General features: G+C 63.9%; 13 protein-coding genes. 6 read left to right on the top strand and 7 right to left on the bottom strand.

From position 1 onward, the window contains the following. The first annotated feature begins 109 nt into the window (after nucleotides 1–109). Genes FBZ93_RS35070 through FBZ93_RS35060 form a run of 3 tightly spaced genes read left to right on the top strand, consistent with a single transcriptional unit; the run spans nucleotide 110 to nucleotide 2,609 of the window. Nucleotides 110–1,054 (top strand): ABC transporter substrate-binding protein, encoded by a 945-nt coding sequence (locus FBZ93_RS35070; protein WP_146991977.1) that lies wholly within the window; start codon nucleotides 110–112, stop codon nucleotides 1,052–1,054. Continuing rightward, nucleotides 1,054–1,827 (top strand): ABC transporter permease, encoded by a 774-nt coding sequence (locus tag FBZ93_RS35065; RefSeq protein ID WP_146991976.1) that lies wholly within the window; start codon nucleotides 1,054–1,056, stop codon nucleotides 1,825–1,827. The genes FBZ93_RS35070 and FBZ93_RS35065 overlap by 1 nt, the downstream gene beginning before the upstream one ends. Continuing rightward, on the top strand, nucleotides 1,824–2,609 hold the full coding sequence (locus tag FBZ93_RS35060) for an ABC transporter ATP-binding protein (RefSeq protein ID WP_167529358.1): 786 nt from the start codon (nucleotides 1,824–1,826) through the stop codon (nucleotides 2,607–2,609). The genes FBZ93_RS35065 and FBZ93_RS35060 overlap by 4 nt, the downstream gene beginning before the upstream one ends. A gap of 15 nt (nucleotides 2,610–2,624) precedes the next feature. On the opposite strand, the gene FBZ93_RS35055 is transcribed toward FBZ93_RS35060, so the two are convergent. The 7 genes from FBZ93_RS35055 to urtA all read right to left on the bottom strand — a co-directional run bounded on the left by FBZ93_RS35055 (nucleotide 2,625) and on the right by urtA (nucleotide 9,258). Further along, on the bottom strand, nucleotides 2,625–2,975 hold the full coding sequence (locus tag FBZ93_RS35055; protein ID WP_050421886.1) for an FmdB family zinc ribbon protein: 351 nt from the start codon (nucleotides 2,973–2,975) through the stop codon (nucleotides 2,625–2,627). An 88-nt stretch (nucleotides 2,976–3,063) separates the two neighbouring features. Continuing rightward, on the bottom strand, nucleotides 3,064–4,293 hold the full coding sequence (gene fmdA, locus FBZ93_RS35050; protein ID WP_050400074.1) for a formamidase: 1,230 nt from the start codon (nucleotides 4,291–4,293) through the stop codon (nucleotides 3,064–3,066). Nucleotides 4,294–4,328: 35 nt separating this feature from the next. Next, on the bottom strand, nucleotides 4,329–5,018 hold the full coding sequence (urtE, locus tag FBZ93_RS35045) for an urea ABC transporter ATP-binding subunit UrtE (protein ID WP_146991974.1): 690 nt from the start codon (nucleotides 5,016–5,018) through the stop codon (nucleotides 4,329–4,331). 12 nt (nucleotides 5,019–5,030) lie between these two features. Next, nucleotides 5,031–5,786, bottom strand: a complete 756-nt coding sequence (gene urtD / locus FBZ93_RS35040) for an urea ABC transporter ATP-binding protein UrtD (RefSeq protein WP_146991973.1) — start codon at nucleotides 5,784–5,786, stop codon at nucleotides 5,031–5,033. Nucleotides 5,787–5,799: 13 nt separating this feature from the next. Further along, nucleotides 5,800–6,933, bottom strand: a complete 1,134-nt coding sequence (urtC, locus tag FBZ93_RS35035; protein WP_146991972.1) for an urea ABC transporter permease subunit UrtC — start codon at nucleotides 6,931–6,933, stop codon at nucleotides 5,800–5,802. A 17-nt stretch (nucleotides 6,934–6,950) separates the two neighbouring features. After that, a complete protein-coding gene (urtB, locus tag FBZ93_RS35030; RefSeq protein WP_146991971.1) occupies nucleotides 6,951–7,877 on the bottom strand; it encodes an urea ABC transporter permease subunit UrtB in 927 nt (308 codons plus the stop codon). A gap of 118 nt (nucleotides 7,878–7,995) precedes the next feature. Beyond that, nucleotides 7,996–9,258: an urea ABC transporter substrate-binding protein gene (gene urtA, locus FBZ93_RS35025; RefSeq protein ID WP_146991970.1), complete on the bottom strand. Its 1,263-nt coding sequence runs from the start codon at nucleotides 9,256–9,258 to the stop codon at nucleotides 7,996–7,998. A gap of 169 nt (nucleotides 9,259–9,427) precedes the next feature. On the opposite strand from urtA, the gene FBZ93_RS35020 reads away from it, so the two are divergent. The 3 genes from FBZ93_RS35020 to FBZ93_RS35010 all read left to right on the top strand — a co-directional run bounded on the left by FBZ93_RS35020 (nucleotide 9,428) and on the right by FBZ93_RS35010 (nucleotide 14,680). Further along, nucleotides 9,428–12,799 carry a hybrid sensor histidine kinase/response regulator gene (locus tag FBZ93_RS35020; protein WP_146991969.1) on the top strand — a complete coding sequence of 1,124 codons (3,372 nt, stop codon included), beginning with the start codon at nucleotides 9,428–9,430 and terminating at the stop codon, nucleotides 12,797–12,799. Next, nucleotides 12,789–13,715, top strand: coding sequence for a response regulator (locus tag FBZ93_RS35015; RefSeq protein WP_146991968.1), 927 nt, complete (start codon nucleotides 12,789–12,791; stop codon nucleotides 13,713–13,715). The genes FBZ93_RS35020 and FBZ93_RS35015 overlap by 11 nt, the downstream gene beginning before the upstream one ends. A gap of 86 nt (nucleotides 13,716–13,801) precedes the next feature. Beyond that, on the top strand, nucleotides 13,802–14,680 hold the full coding sequence (locus FBZ93_RS35010; RefSeq protein WP_146991967.1) for a LysR family transcriptional regulator: 879 nt from the start codon (nucleotides 13,802–13,804) through the stop codon (nucleotides 14,678–14,680). Nucleotides 14,681–14,737 lie beyond the last annotated feature (57 nt).

The following is a 14,737-nucleotide window of genomic DNA, read 5'->3' as shown; positions in this document are numbered from 1 at the left end:
CAATGCATCATAGGCCACCATCCACCAACGTTCCTGATACGGCAATCCGCCGCGACTGACGTGAAAGCAATCAACAGGGTTCAATCCATCGTTCAAGGGGTCAACAATCATGCGTTCCTTCAAGCTATTGCCCGCAATGGTCGCGTTGCTCGCGTCCACCGCTGCGTTCGCGGATGACGTCAAGGTCGGCGTCGGCATCTCCGGATGGACCGGCTTCGCGCCGCTGACGCTCGCCAAGGAGGCCGGCATCTTCAGGAAGAACGGCCTCGACGTGACCTTGAAGAAGATCCCGCAGAAGGACCGGCATCTCGCGATCGCCTCGGGCGACATTCAATGCGCGGCGACCACGGTCGAGACCTGGATCTCCTGGAACGCCAACGGCGTCGCGACCAAGCAGATCTTCCAGCTCGACAAGAGCTATGGCGCCGACGGCATGGCCGTGCGTAACGACGTCGCCGCGATCAAGGACCTCAAGGGCAAGACCGTCGCGGCATCGGCGCCGGGCACCTCGCCCTATTTCGCGCTGGCCTGGATGCTGAAGAAGAACGGCCTCTCGGTGAAGGACGTCACCGTGGTCAATCTGGAGCCCGCCGCCGCCGCGCAGGCTTTCGTCTCCGGCCAGAACGATGCCGCGATGACCTACGAGCCCTATCTGTCGACGGTGCGTGCCGCGCCCGACAAGGGCAAGATCATCGCCACCACCCTCGACTATCCGATCGTGATGGACACCTTCGGCTGCACGCCGAAATTCCTCACCGACAATCCGAAGGCGGCGCAGGCGCTGGCCGACAGCTATTTCGAGGCGCTCGACATGATCGCCAAGGACCAGGCCAAGGCCTATGAGATCATGGGCGCCGACGTGAAGCAGAGCGGCGAGCAGTTCGGCAATTCGGCAAAGTACCTGCGCTGGCAGGACAAGGCCGCGAACCAGAAATTCTTCGCCGGTGATTTCCTCTCCTTCAACAAGGATGCCGCGGAGCTCCTGCTCGAGGTCGGCATCATCAAGGCCGCGCCGAAGGTCGAGGACATCTACGACGCCAGCTTCATCAAGTGATGCGTCCTCTCGAGCCCACCACATCGAAGCAGCGCGTGGCCTATGGCCTCGCGTTCTTCGTGCTGTTCGTCGCGCTCTGGTCCTGGGCAACGTTCGGCGGCCATGTGTCGAAGACCTTTCTCGCCAACCCGCTGACCATGGTGCAGGAAGGCTATGAGCTGCTCGCCAAGCAGGGCTTTCTGTTCGACATCGGCATGACGATCTGGCGTGTCATCGGCGGGTTTGTGCTTGCCGCCGTCATCGCGGTGCCGCTCGGCGTGCTGATGGGTGCGTACAAGCCGATCGAGGCCTTTCTCGAACCCTTCGTGTCCTTTGCCCGCTATCTGCCGGCGTCCGCCTTCATTCCGCTGCTGATCCTGTGGGCGGGCATCGGCGAGCTGCAGAAGCTGCTGGTGATCTTCATCGGCGCGGTGTTCCAGATCATCCTGATGGTGGCCGTGACCGTCGGCGCGACGCGGCGCGATCTGGTCGAAGCCGCCTACACGCTCGGCGCCCGTGACAGTGGTATCATCCGCCGCGTGCTGCTGCCGTCCGCCGCACCGGAGATCGCCGAAATCCTCCGCCTGGTGCTGGGCTGGGCCTGGACCTACGTCATCGTCGCCGAGCTGATCGGCTCGTCCTCGGGCATCGGCCACATGATCACCGATAGCCAGGCACTGCTCAACACGGGCCAGATCATCTTCGGCATCATCGTCATCGGGCTGATCGGCCTGATCTCCGATTTCCTGTTCAAGGCGTTCAACGCCTGGCTATTCCCTTGGAAACTCGCATGACCGCGCTTCGGATCGATCAGGTCTCGCGAACCTTCCCCGCCCGCGCCGGCAATGCGCCGACCCGGGCGCTGGAGCCGACCACGCTCGATGTCGGCGACAACGACTTCGTCACCATCCTCGGCCCCTCAGGCTGCGGAAAGTCCACCCTGCTCCGGATCATCGCCGGCCTCGACCGGCCGACCAGCGGCCGCGTCACGCTCGACGGGCGCGAGGTCACCGGCCCCGGCGCCGATCGCGGCATGGTGTTTCAGTCCTACACCCTATTTCCCTGGCTGACCGTGCGCGAGAACATCGCCTTCGGCCTGCGCGAGCGCGGCGTGCCGGAGAAGAAACGCCACGAGATCGCCGATGCCTTCATCCGCCGGGTCGGGCTATCGGGGTTCGAAACTCACTGGCCCAAGCAGTTGTCGGGCGGCATGCAGCAGCGCACCGCGATCGCCCGGGCGCTCGCCAACGATCCAAAGATCCTGCTGCTCGACGAGCCGTTCGGCGCGCTCGACAACCAAACACGGGCCTTGATGCAGGAGATGCTGCTCGGGATCTGGGAGCGCGACCAGAAGACGGTGCTGTTCGTGACGCATGACATCGAGGAAGCGATCTTCCTCGGCAGCCGCGTCATCGTCATGAGCGCGCGCCCCGGCCGCATCAAGGCGGAGATCGCGGTCGATCTTCCGCATCCCCGCTCCTACAAGATCAAGACCACGCCCGAATTCGTCGCGCTGAAGGAGCGGCTGGTCGAGGAGATCCGCACCGAGGCCCTGAAGGTCGCCGAACAGGCGTGACGATCGGCCGCTTTGTTAGTGGCTGATCATCCAGGGGCGCGCAGTCGGAAAGCCCTTGGCGCCGCTCCTGGTCTTGGTCATCAGTCGCGCCGGCTTCTTCTTTCCCGACGAGGAGCAACAGCCGCAGCCCGGGCCGTGCGCGGCCTTGTATTGATCGAGCGTCTTCGGCGCATGCCGGCTCTGCTCATTGGTGGCGTGCGCCTTGCGCTTGTCCGATGGCATGCAGAAGAATGCCGGCGCGGTGAGGATCACGCGCGGCGACGTCGTTTCGCATTGCGGACAGTCCTGCGGCAGGTCGCATTCCGCCATCGGCCGCATGTCGGTGAACGGGCCGCAGTCGTTGCAGAGATATTCGTAGATCGGCATTGTCTTAATCCTTGCGCAGTCGTGTGACATGCGGCGATGGATGCGGGGCGGCCAATACGCAGCCGTCCCGCACCCTTCGCGCAGGGATTCACTTGTCGGGCGAGATCGGCATCTGGACGTCACCCTTGATGTGCTTGATCGGTCCCGCCGACGACGGCATGACGTCGAAATCGAAGATCTCCGTCGGCAGCCACAGCGTGGCGCAGGCGTTGGGCACATCGACCACGCCGGAGATGTGGCCCTGGCACGGCGCGGTGCCGAGGATCGAATAGGCCTGGGCGCCGGAGTAGCCGAATTTCTTCAGATACTCGATCGCGTTCAAACAGGCCTGGCGATAGGCGATGTGGACGTCGAGATAGTGCTGCTTGCCGGCCTCGTCGACCGAGATGCCCTCGAAGATCAGATAGTCCTTGTAGTTCGGCGTGATCGGCGACGGCTTGAACACTGGGTTCTTGATGCCGTATTTCGACACGCCGTCCTTGATGACGTCGACCTTGATGTGCAGCCAGCCGGCCATTTCGATAGCGCCGCAGAAGGTGATCTCGCCGTCGCCCTGGCTGAAATGCAGGTCACCCATCGAGAGCCCGCCGCCCGGCACATAGACCGGGAAATAGATCTTCGAGCCGCGCGACAGATCCTTGATGTCGCAATTGCCGCCATGCTCGCGCGGCGGCACTGTGCGGGCACCTTCGAGGCCGATCTTGGCCTTGACGTCGCCCTTGGCCTGGCCGGCATGCGCGGTCGGCGCGAACGGCGGGTTGGCGAGGCCCGGCACGCGCGTCGGATTGGTCGCGATCAACTCGGCCTCGCGCGCATTCCAGGCCGCCAGCATCTTGGCGTCGGGCAGACAGCCGATCAGGCCGGGATGGATCAGGCCGGCGAAGTTGACGCCGGGGACGTGACGCGACGAGGTGTAGAGGCCCTTGATGTCCCAGATCGACTTCTGCGCCAGCGGGAAATGGTCGGTGAGGAAGCCGCCGCCGTTCTGCTTGGAGAAGAAGCCGTTGAAGCCCCACAGGCTCTCCTTCAACGGACCGACGTCGAGCAGATCGACGACCAGGAGATCGCCGGGCTCAGCGCCCTTGACGCCGATCGGGCCGGACAGGAAATGCACGATCGACAGATCGATGTCGCGCACGTCATCGGCGGAATCGTTGTTCTTGATGAAGCCGCCGGTCCAGTCGACGGTCTCGATGATGAAGTCGTCGCCGGGGCTGACCCACTCGACGATCGGAACCTCGGGATGCCAGCGGTTGTGGATCTTGTCGTTCTCATAGGCCGACTTGCTGAGATCGACCTTGATCAGTGTATCTGGCATCGCGATGCTCCCCTTGGGTTACTGATGGTGGTTGGTTACACGGACAGATATTTCGAGATCTGCGCGGCATCGACGCTATCGCGCGGATCGTCGCGAACGATCTCGCCGTTCTCGATGACGAGCACACGGTCGGCGATGTCGAGCGCGAAGCTCAGCACCTGTTCGGAAACGACGATCGACAGCCCCCGCTCGTCGCGGATCCGCTTCAGGGTGCGCGCCATGTCCTTGATGATCGACGGCTGGATGCCTTCGGTCGGCTCGTCGAGCAGCAGCACCTTCGGTTTGGTCGCGAGCGCGCGGGCGATCGCGAGCTGCTGCTGCTGCCCGCCCGAAAGATTGCCGCCGCGGCGGCCCTTCATCTCGAGCAGCACCGGGAACAGCTCGTAGATATCGCCGGGCACCTCGGAGCCGCCTGACACCACGAGCCCGGTCTCGATATTCTCCTTCACCGTCATGGTGGAGAAGATCATGCGGCCCTGAGGCACATAGGCGAGGCCTTTCGCCACCCGCTCGTAGCTTTTCATCGCGCCGAGCTCGGCGCCGTCCATGGTCACCTTGCCGCTCTTGGCCGGCAGGATGCCCATCAGCGACTTCATCAGCGTGGTCTTGCCCATGCCGTTGCGGCCCATGATCGCGACGATCTCATTGGGCGCAACCGACACGTTGAGGCCGTGCAGCACCTCGCTCTGGCCGTAGGCGACGTGAAGATCATTGATTGCCAGCATCGACGCCGCTCCTTAATGGCCGAGGTAAACTTCAATGACCTTGGGGTCGTTCTTGACGTGCTCCATCGTCCCCTCGGACAGGATCTGTCCCTGGTGCAGCACCGTGACCTTGTGCGCGATGTCCTCGACGAACTTCATGTCGTGCTCGATCACCAGCACCGAGCGATCCTTGATGATGCGGTTGAGCAGCTCGGCGGTCTTGGCGCGCTCGGAGACGCTCATGCCGGCGACCGGTTCATCCAGCATCAACAAATCCGGGTCCTGGATCAGCAGCATGCCGATCTCGAGCCACTGCTTCTGGCCGTGGCTGAGCTGGTCGGCATAGGTGTTGAGCCGGTCCTTCAGGAAGATCATCTCGGCGACCTCCTCGACCCGCTGCTTGACGGTGTCGTCGCGCTGGAAGGTCAGCGAGCCGAACACGGTGCGCCCGCGGGGGAAGGAAATCTCGAGGTTCTCGAACACGGTGAGATCCTCGAACACCGACGGCGTCTGGAACTTGCGCCCCACCCCGGCTTGCACGATCTCGTTCTCGCGCAGCCTTGTCAGCTCCTGGCCGCGGAACTGGATCGAGCCTGACGTTGCGCGGGTCTTGCCGCAGATCAGGTCGAGCACGGTGGTCTTGCCGGCGCCGTTCGGGCCGATGATGACACGGATCTCGTTCTCCTCGACATAGAAGGAGAGATCGTTGACTGCCTTGAAGCCGTCAAAGGACACGGTGAGACCGGAGACCGCGAGCAGGAAGTCTTTTGGCTGATGGCCGACGAGCATGATGATCCCCTCCTCACTCGGCCGGTGCGCCGTCGGCGATCATGCCGGCCGCCGATTTCGATTTGCGTGATGCCAGCAGGCGGTCGATGCGGGGCTGGACGTGGTCCGCCCAGATGCCTGAGAGCCCGTTCGCGAAGGCGAGCACGACCGCGATGAACAGCGCACCGAGGCCGAACAGCCAGAGCTGCGGGAAGGATTCCGAGAGGCTGGTCTTGGCGAAGTTGACCAAGAGCGCGCCCCAGACCGCGCCGAAGATCGACATCCGGCCGCCGACCGCGGTGTAGATCACCATCTCGATCGAGGGCACGATGCCGACGAAGGACGGCGACATGAAGCCGACCTCGAGTGTGAACATCGCGCCGCCGATCGCGGCGAACACCGCCGCGGCACAGAACGCGAAGATCTTGAAATTGGCGACGCTGTAACCGGAGAAACGCACACGATCCTCCTGCTCCCGCATCGCCACCAGGATGCGCCCGAGTTTTGTCAGCCGGATGAATTGCGCGGCGACGATGCATCCGAACAGCAGCACAACCTCGACGAAATACAGAATGAACTTGGCGTGATCGGTGCGGATGTCCCAGCCGTGCAGCGTGCGGAGATCGGTGATGCCGTTGATGCCGCCGGTGTAGCCCTGCTGCCCCACGATCAGGATGGTGAGGATCGCGGCGATCGCTTGCGTGATGATCGCGAAGTACACGCCGCCGACCCGGCGCTTGAACATCGCGGCGCCGATGATCAGCGCGAAGAACGCGGGAACCAGCAGGATCGCCAATAGCGTGATCGGGAAGCTGTGGAACGGTTTCCAGAAGAAGGGCAGCGAGGTCAGCTGGTTCCAGTCCATGAAGTCAGGAATGCCCGGCGTCGACTGGATCTTGGTGTTCGCGACCGACGACGCCTCGAGCTTGAGGTACATCGCCATGCAGTAGCCGCCGAGGCCGAAGAACACGCCCTGCCCCAGACTCAGGATGCCACCATAGCCCCAGCACAGCACGAGGCCGATGCCGACGAAGGCGTAGGTCAGATATTTGGCGACCAGATTGAGACGGAAGATATCCAGCGACAGCGGCAGGATGAGAAACAGCAGCACCGCGAGCGCAAGGAAGCCGAGCAATTCGGAGCGATTGAAAAAACGCGAGTTGATCATGACCAGCCTGCTTGTTCTTATTTGCGGACCTTGAGCGCGAAGAGCCCCTGCGGACGCACCATCAGGATCGCGACGATCGTGAGCAGCGTGATCACCTTGGCCATCGATCCCGACAGGAAGAATTCCAGCGTCGACTGGGTCTGCGAGATCGAGAAGGCGGAGGCGATGGTGCCGAACAGGGAAGCGGCGCCGCCGAACACCACGACCAGGAAGGTGTCGACGATATAGAGCTGGCCCGCGGTCGGCCCGGTCGAGCCGATCATGGTGAAGGCCGAGCCCGCAATCCCGGCGATGCCGCAGCCGAGGCCAAAGGTGTAGCGATCGACCTTCTCGGTGTTGATGCCGACGGCGCCGGCCATCACGCGGTTCTGCACCACGGCCCGCACCTGCTTGCCCCAGCTCGACCAAAACAGGATGTAGAACACGACGATCGTGATCAGGATCGTCAACCCCATCACGAACATGCCGTTGATCGGGATCTGGATCGCGTCGGTCGCCTGCCAGGAGCCCATCATCCATTCAGGCAGCTCGACGCCGACCTCGCGTGCGCCGAAGATCGAACGATAGGCCTGCTGCAGGATCAGGCTGAGACCCCAGGTCGCCAGCAGCGTATCGAGCGGACGTTTGTAGAGATGGCGGATCAGCGCCCACTCGACCAGCATGCCGAGCGCGCCGGAAGCGATGAACGCCAGGATCATCGCGATGAAGAAGTATCCGGGGAACAGCCAGGGCGCTGTGTGCTGCACGGCGTTCGAGGTCATCCAGGTGACGTAGGCCCCGAGGATCATGAACTCGCCATGGGCCATGTTGATGACGCCCATCTGGCCGAAGATGATGGCAAGCCCCAGTGCCATCAGCACGTAGACGGAGAACAGGATGAGCCCGGCAAATCCCTGCATCGCAAGGATGGCGCCGAGATCGCTGATCGAATAGTCGCCGAACATCTGGTTCTCCAGTCCAAGGGGCCAACGCCGCGACAAAGCGGCGCCCGATCAGCGGCGTGGGCGATGACGTCCACGCCGCGATGCGTTTGAAGTGAGGTCGCGCCTTACGCGAAAGAACTCACTGGTAGCCCTTAGGGAACGGATCCGGCTCGACGAGATCGGCGGTCTCGTAGATCAGCTCATACTGGCCGTCGGCCTTGGCGCGTCCGACGCGGGTCTTCGACCACAAATGATGGTTCTCGTGGATCCGGACGTAGCCTTCCGGCGCGCCCTTGAACTCGACGCCAGGGGAAGCCGCCGCGATCTTGTCGATGTCGAAGCTCTGCGCCTTCTCCACCGTCAATTTCCACAGCCACGGGCCGAGATAGGCGGCCTGGGTGACGTCTCCGATCACCGTCTTCTCGCCCCACATCTTCTTGAAGGCGGGCACGAAGGTCTTGTTGTTCGGATTGTCGAGCGACTGGAAGTACTTCATGCAGGCATAGGCGCCAGCGATGTTCTCGCCGCCGATGCCGTCGATCTCGTCCTCGGTGACCGAGATGGTCAGCAGCGTCTGCTTGGACAGATCGATGCCGGCCGCCTTGAGCTGCTTGTAGAACGCGACGTTGGAGCCGCCGACGATGATCGCGTAGATCACGTCGGGCTTGGTCAGCTTGATCTTGTTGATCACAGAGTTGAACTGGGTCGAACCGAGCGGGAAGTATTCCTCGCCGACCACCTTGCAGCCCTGCAGATGGTTCTCGATGTGCTTGCGCGCGATCTTGTTCGAGGTGCGCGGCCAGATGTAATCGGAGCCGAGCAGATAGAAGCTCTTGGCGCCCTTGGTCTTGTTCACCCAGTCGAGGCCGGCGATGATCTGCTGCGTCGCCTCCTGGCCGGTGTAGATCACGTTCTTGGACTGCTCGAGGCCTTCATAGAAGGTCGGGTAGTACAGCATGCCGTTGTACTGCTCGAACACCGGCAGCACCGCCTTGCGCGAGGCCGAGGTCCAGCAGCCCATCACGGCGGCGCATTTGTCGTTGACCAGGAGCTTCTTGGCCTTCTCCGCGAAGGTCGGCCAGTCGCTGGCGCCGTCCTCCTGGATGAACTTGATCTTGCGGCCGAGCACGCCGCCGGCGGCGTTGATCTGCTCGATCGCGAGCTTCTCGGCCTCGACCGACCCGGTCTCGGAGATCGCCATGGTGCCGGTCACCGAGTGCAGGATGCCGACCGTGACTTCGCTATCGGTGACTGCAAGACCCGTGGTGTTGACCGCGGAGGTTGCAGGAACGTCGGCAAATGCCGGACGGCCAAGCATCGAGACGGCCGGCAATGCCGCCATTCCCATCAAGAGCTTGCGCCGGAGCGGAGACTTCAGGCCTGGTTTGGTTTCGTCTGACATGAGCACCCCATCTGGTTCGAGAACGCTTATTGATGAGGCGAGGATTGCTTACTTTTGTGCACCGCACTGATACGTGAGATCGCGTATACTGCACCGCAAAATAGCGACGTAGGTTTTTGGTACGGGATTTGCCCGCGATCAGCGCATCGTGGACCAGGAGTAAGAACGAGTGGCAGGGCGGCAGCGGATAGACCGCGTCAGGCGCCAATACAATCAATGGGTCGCCAACCAGACGCTGGAAGACTACGCGCTGCGCTTCACCGCCAAGAGCGCGCGGCGCTGGTCCGCCGCCCGCGTCGCCAATACTGCGCTCGGCGCGATCTCCTTCCTCGCGCTGGAGGCGATCGGCGGCACCATCACGCTGAACTATGGCGCGATCAACGCCTCCGCCGCGATCCTGGTCGTCAGCGTCATCATCTTCCTGTGCGGGCTGCCGATCGCCTACCATGCCGCGAAAAGCGGCATCGACATCGACCTGCTGACCCGCGGCGCCGGCTTCGGCTATATCGGTTCGACCATCACCTCGCTGATCTACGCCTCCTTCACCTTCATCTTCTTCGCGATCGAGGCCGTGATCCTGGCCAGCGCGCTCGACATGTGCTTCGGCATCCCGCGGCCGATCGGCTATTTGATCAGCGCGGTCGTGATCATTCCGCTGGTCATCTACGGCATCACGCTGATCAGCCGCTTCCAGCTCTGGACCCAGCCGCTGTGGATCATCCTCCACATCATGCCGTTCGCGGCGATCGCCTGGGCCAATCCGCATTCGTTCACCGAGTGGCGCAAATTCGCCGGCGAGCACGGCGATCCCGCAGGGAATCTCGATCTGCTGCTGTTCGGCACCGCGGCCTCGGTCGTGTTCGCGCTGGTGGCGCAGATCGGCGAGCAGGTCGACTTCCTGCGCTTCCTGCCGCGCGATCGCCGCACCTCGCGCAAGGCCTGGTGGATCGCACTGCTCTCCGCCGGCCCCGGCTGGATCGTGCTCGGCGCGCTCAAGCTGCTGGCCGGCTCGTTCCTGGCCTTCTTCGCGCTCAGCCACGGCGTCTCGGCCGAGCATGCCGCCGAGCCGGCGAACATGTACCTCGAGGCGTTCCGTTACGTACTGTCGCAGCCGGATCTCGCGATGGCGCTGACCGGGACGTTCGTGATCCTGTCGCAGGTCAAGATCAACGTCACCAACGCCTATGCCGGCTCGATCGCCTGGTCGAACTTCTTTTCCCGCCTCACCCACTCGCATCCCGGCCGCGTGGTGTGGCTGGTGTTCAACGTCGTCGTCGCGCTGCTGTTGATGGAGATCGGCGTCTACAAGGCGCTGGAGCAGACGCTGGCGCTCTACTCCAATGTCGCGATCGCCTGGGTCGGTGCGCTGGTGGCCGATCTCGTCATCAACAAGCCGCTCGGCCTGCGGCCGCAGCACATCGAGTTCAAGCGCGCCCATCTCTGCGACATCAATCCGGTCGGCGTCGGCGCGATGACGATCGCGACCGTGGTGTCGATCAGCGCGTTCTACGGCCTGTTCGGCCCCACCGCGAAGGCGCTGTCCGCCTTCGTTGCGCTCGCGGTCGCGTTCGTCGCGGCTCCCCTGATTGCCTGGGCGACCGACGGCAAATACTACATCGCCCGCAAGCCGAAGCGGAGCTGGCAGAACATTGAATCGATCCAGTGCTGTATCTGCGAGCATGCGTTCGAGCCCGAGGACATGGCCGCCTGCCCGGCCTATGCCGGCCCGATCTGCTCCCTGTGCTGCTCGCTCGACGCCCGCTGCCACGACCTCTGCAAGCCGCACGGCCGGATCGGCGCGCAGGTCTCGGACGCGCTGGGCAAGGTGATGCCGCAGCCGATCTACGCCCGTATCAACTCGCAGCTCGGCCATTACCTCGGCGTGTTCGCGGTCTCGGCCGGCCTCGTGGCGCTGGTGCTCGGCCTGATCTATCTGCAGACCACAGCGGCCGTGCATGCCAACGAATTACTGGCCGACGTGCTGTGGAAGGTGTTCTTTGCGCTGACCCTGATCATCGGCGTCGTCGCCTGGCTGTTCGTGCTGGCGCAGCAGAGCCGGCGCGCCGCAGAAGACGAAACCCGCCGGCAGACCACGCTGCTGATCCAGGAAATCGACGCCCACAAGCGCACCGATGCCGAACTGCAGCGCGCCAAGGAAGTCGCGGAATCGGCCAACCTCGCCAAGAGCCGCTATGTCGTCGGCCTCAGCCACGAGCTCCGCTCGCCCCTGAATGCGATCTCCGGCTACGCGCAGCTGCTGGAGCAGGACGATAGTCTACAGGTGCGCCCCCGCGAGCAGGTGCGCGTCGTCCGCCGCAGCGCCGACCATTTGTCGGGGCTGATCGACGGCATTCTCGATATCTCCAAGATCGAGGCTGGCCGTCTTTATCTGTCGCGCGACGAGGTGCGGCTGAACGATTTCCTCGAACAGCTGGTCGGCATGTTCCGCCTGCAGGCGGCAGCAAAAGGCATCGACTTCGTGTTCAAACGGCCGGCCGTGCTGCCGGTCGTGGTCTATGCCGATGAGAAGCGGCTGCGGCAGATCCTGATCAACCTGCTCTCGAATGCGATCAAGTTCACCCAATCCGGCCAGGTGCAGTTCGTGGTGCATTACCGCAGCCCGGTCGCCGAGTTCGATGTGATCGATACCGGACCCGGCATCCAGCCCGACGACCTCGAGCGGATCTTCGCGCCGTTCGAGCGCGGCGAGCTCGGCGTCACCCAGCCGCAGACCGGCACCGGGCTTGGCCTCACCATCAGCCGCCTGCTTGCGGGCGTGATGGGCGGCGACATCAAGGTGCTGAGCACGGTCGGCACCGGCAGCGCCTTCAAGGTCAAGCTGCTGCTCTCCGAGGTCACCAATCCGCGCCGTGAAGCGCCGGTCGACGCTCCCGTGTACGGCTATCACGGCCCGCGCAAGACGATCCTGATCACCGACGACGACCCGACCCATCGCGACCTCTTGCGCGAGATCCTGGCACCGCTCGGCTTCATCCTGCTCAGCGCGCCGGACGGACCGGGCTGCCTTGCGCTCGCCCAGCATTGCCGGCCCGACATGTTCCTGCTCGACATCTCGATGGCGGGCATGGACGGCTGGACGGTCGCCGAAACCCTGCGCTCCGAAGGCCATCACCAGGCCCGCATCCTGATGATCTCGGCCAGCGCGCTGGAGGCCCACGGCGCGCCGCTGGCGCAACCCTTCCACGACGGCTATTTGATGAAGCCGATCGACATCCCGCGGCTGCTCGAGACCATCCGCCAACTGCTCAAGATCGAATGGCAGTATGAGGCCGAGCAGGCGCCGCCGCCTCCGCAGTGGAAGCCTGACAGCGGCTCGCGACCGCCGGTGAAACATGTCGAAGAGCTGATCAGCCTCGGCCAGCTCGGCTATATCAGGGCGATCCAGCTCAAGCTCGACGAGATCGGCAACGAACATCCCGAGCATGCCGATTTCGTCGGCCAGATGCGCACGCTGATCGACCGGTTCGATCTCGATCAATATATGGCGACGTTGAAGACATTGCACAGCTATGACCATTGAACAGAGAAAGCGCGACGTCGCGCTCGTCGTCGACGACTCGCCGGAGACGCTGCGCCTGCTCACCGACGCGCTCGACGGCGCCGGGATGACCGTGATGGTCGCGCTCGACGGTGCCTCCGCGATGCGCATCGTCGACCAGATCACGCCCGACATCGTGCTGCTCGACGCCGTGATGCCCGGCATGGACGGGTTCGAGACCTGCAAGCGGCTGAAGCGCGATGCCGGACTCGACGGCGTGCCGATCATCTTCATGACCGGGCTCGCCGAGACCGAGCACATCGTGCGCGGGCTGGAGGCCGGCGGCGTCGACTATGTGACGAAGCCGATCGTGATCGAGGAGATGCTGGCGCGCATCCGCGTCCATCTCGCCAACGCGCGGATGACACAGAGCGCCCGCGCGGCGCTCGACGTCTCCGGCCGCTATCTGCTCGCGGTCAACAGCGCAGGCGCGCTGCTATGGGCGACGCCGCAGGCGCAGCGGCTGCTGTCGGATACGCTCGCTGATGCCGCTGACAATTTCGTGCTGCCGGAGCCGATGCCGCAATGGCTCGAGCAGGCGCAGAAAGGTGCGGCGGGAAAGAAGACCGCGACGGTCGCGTCATTCCCCGGCAATGAGCAGCTGCGGCTGCAATACATGGGCAAGCTCGGTCCTAACGAATTCCTGCTGCGGCTCGCCAAGGACACCAGCGGCGACATGCCGGCCGAGTTCTCCAGCGAGCTCGGCCTGACCACCCGCGAAGGCGAGGTGCTGTCCTGGCTCTCCAAGGGCAAGACCAACCGCGACATCGCGCAGATCCTGGGCTTAAGTCCGCGCACGGTCGACAAGCATCTCGAGCAGATCTACGCCAAGCTCGGCGTCGAGAACCGCACCGCCGCCGCCGCGATCGCGGTCAACGCAAGGCATCGGAAGTCGTAGCGCCCCCTCCGCCCGGCATCGTGTCTGGACATGGCCAACGGCCGTGACAGGATGAGCAATGTCGCTCATTCCCGGAGAGAATAGGTATGGATCGTCTGGCGGCGATGGAGACGTTCGTGCGGGTGGTCGAGACGGGCTCCTTCTCCGAAGCCGCGCGGCAGCTTCGGGTCGGCCAGCCGGCGGTCTCGAAATCGGTCGCGCAGCTCGAGGAATTTCTCGGGGTCAAGCTGCTCACGCGCTCGACCCGCGGCCTCACCCCGACGGAAGCGGGCCTGGGCTATCTTGAGCGCGCCCGGCGCGCGCTCGAAGAAGCGGCCGAGGCGGAGATCGCCGCACGGGGCGCCGGGGCCGGACTCAAGGGCCGCCTGCGGATCTGCGCCGCCGTCACCTTCGCGCGGATACATCTGATTCCGATGCTGCCGAAATTCCTCGCGCAGAACCCGGAGCTCGACCTCGAGGTCGTGCTGGACGACCGCCAGATTGATCTCGTGCAGGAAGGCATCGATGTCGCCCTGCGAATGGGCAAGATGACGGACTCGATGCTGACAGCGCGCCGCATCGCCCGATGCAAGCGCATGGTGCTCGGCACGCCGGCCTATTTCAAGCGCGCCGGGACGCCGTCGACGCCGAGCGAGCTGAGCCGGCATCAGGCCGTCGTCTATCTTCGCGAAGGCAGTGTATGGTCCTTTCAACGCGAGAGTACCGAGCTGGCTGTCACGGTGCGGAGCCGGTTGCGGGTGACTGCGGCGGAGGGCGTTCGGGCGGCAGTGCTCGCTGACGCCGGGCTCGCGATCGCGTCGGAATGGATGTTCAGCCCGGAACTCAAGACAGGCAGCGTGCGTGCGGCGCTCCCGGAATGGAGCCTGCCCGCGCTCGATCTCTGGGCCGTGCTTCCGACCGGCCGCGCCGCAACCGCCAAGGCACGGGCCTTTGTCAATTTCTTCGAGCGCAGCTTCAATGGGTGAGCGGTAGCGGCGATCGGTATCAGCTATTTATTCCTGGCTGGAATAAATACTAATCCG

Origin of the sequence: Bradyrhizobium macuxiense (assembly GCF_007993935.1) — a bacterium.
Taxonomy (GTDB): domain Bacteria; phylum Pseudomonadota; class Alphaproteobacteria; order Rhizobiales; family Xanthobacteraceae; genus Bradyrhizobium; species Bradyrhizobium macuxiense_A.
The sequence above is the reverse complement of the archived record's forward strand: the minus strand, read 5'-3'. Positions and strand labels throughout refer to the sequence as shown.

Excerpts from the sequence above, each read along its gene's own strand:
- FBZ93_RS35070 (WP_146991977.1), top strand. The coding sequence starts at position 110 with ATGCGTTCCTTCAAGCTATTGCCCGCAATGGTCGCGTTGCTCGCGTCC.
- FBZ93_RS35065 (WP_146991976.1), top strand. The coding sequence starts at position 1,054 with ATGCGTCCTCTCGAGCCCACCACATCGAAGCAGCGCGTGGCCTATGGC.
- FBZ93_RS35060 (WP_167529358.1), top strand. The coding sequence starts at position 1,824 with ATGACCGCGCTTCGGATCGATCAGGTCTCGCGAACCTTCCCCGCCCGC.
- FBZ93_RS35055 (WP_050421886.1), bottom strand. The coding sequence starts at position 2,975 with ATGCCGATCTACGAATATCTCTGCAACGACTGCGGCCCGTTCACCGAC.
- fmdA (WP_050400074.1), bottom strand. The coding sequence starts at position 4,293 with ATGCCAGATACACTGATCAAGGTCGATCTCAGCAAGTCGGCCTATGAG.
- urtE (WP_146991974.1), bottom strand. The coding sequence starts at position 5,018 with ATGCTGGCAATCAATGATCTTCACGTCGCCTACGGCCAGAGCGAGGTG.
- urtD (WP_146991973.1), bottom strand. The coding sequence starts at position 5,786 with ATGCTCGTCGGCCATCAGCCAAAAGACTTCCTGCTCGCGGTCTCCGGT.
- urtC (WP_146991972.1), bottom strand. The coding sequence starts at position 6,933 with ATGATCAACTCGCGTTTTTTCAATCGCTCCGAATTGCTCGGCTTCCTT.
- urtB (WP_146991971.1), bottom strand. The coding sequence starts at position 7,877 with ATGTTCGGCGACTATTCGATCAGCGATCTCGGCGCCATCCTTGCGATG.
- urtA (WP_146991970.1), bottom strand. The coding sequence starts at position 9,258 with ATGTCAGACGAAACCAAACCAGGCCTGAAGTCTCCGCTCCGGCGCAAG.
- FBZ93_RS35015 (WP_146991968.1), top strand. The coding sequence starts at position 12,789 with ATGACCATTGAACAGAGAAAGCGCGACGTCGCGCTCGTCGTCGACGAC.
- FBZ93_RS35010 (WP_146991967.1), top strand. The coding sequence starts at position 13,802 with ATGGATCGTCTGGCGGCGATGGAGACGTTCGTGCGGGTGGTCGAGACG.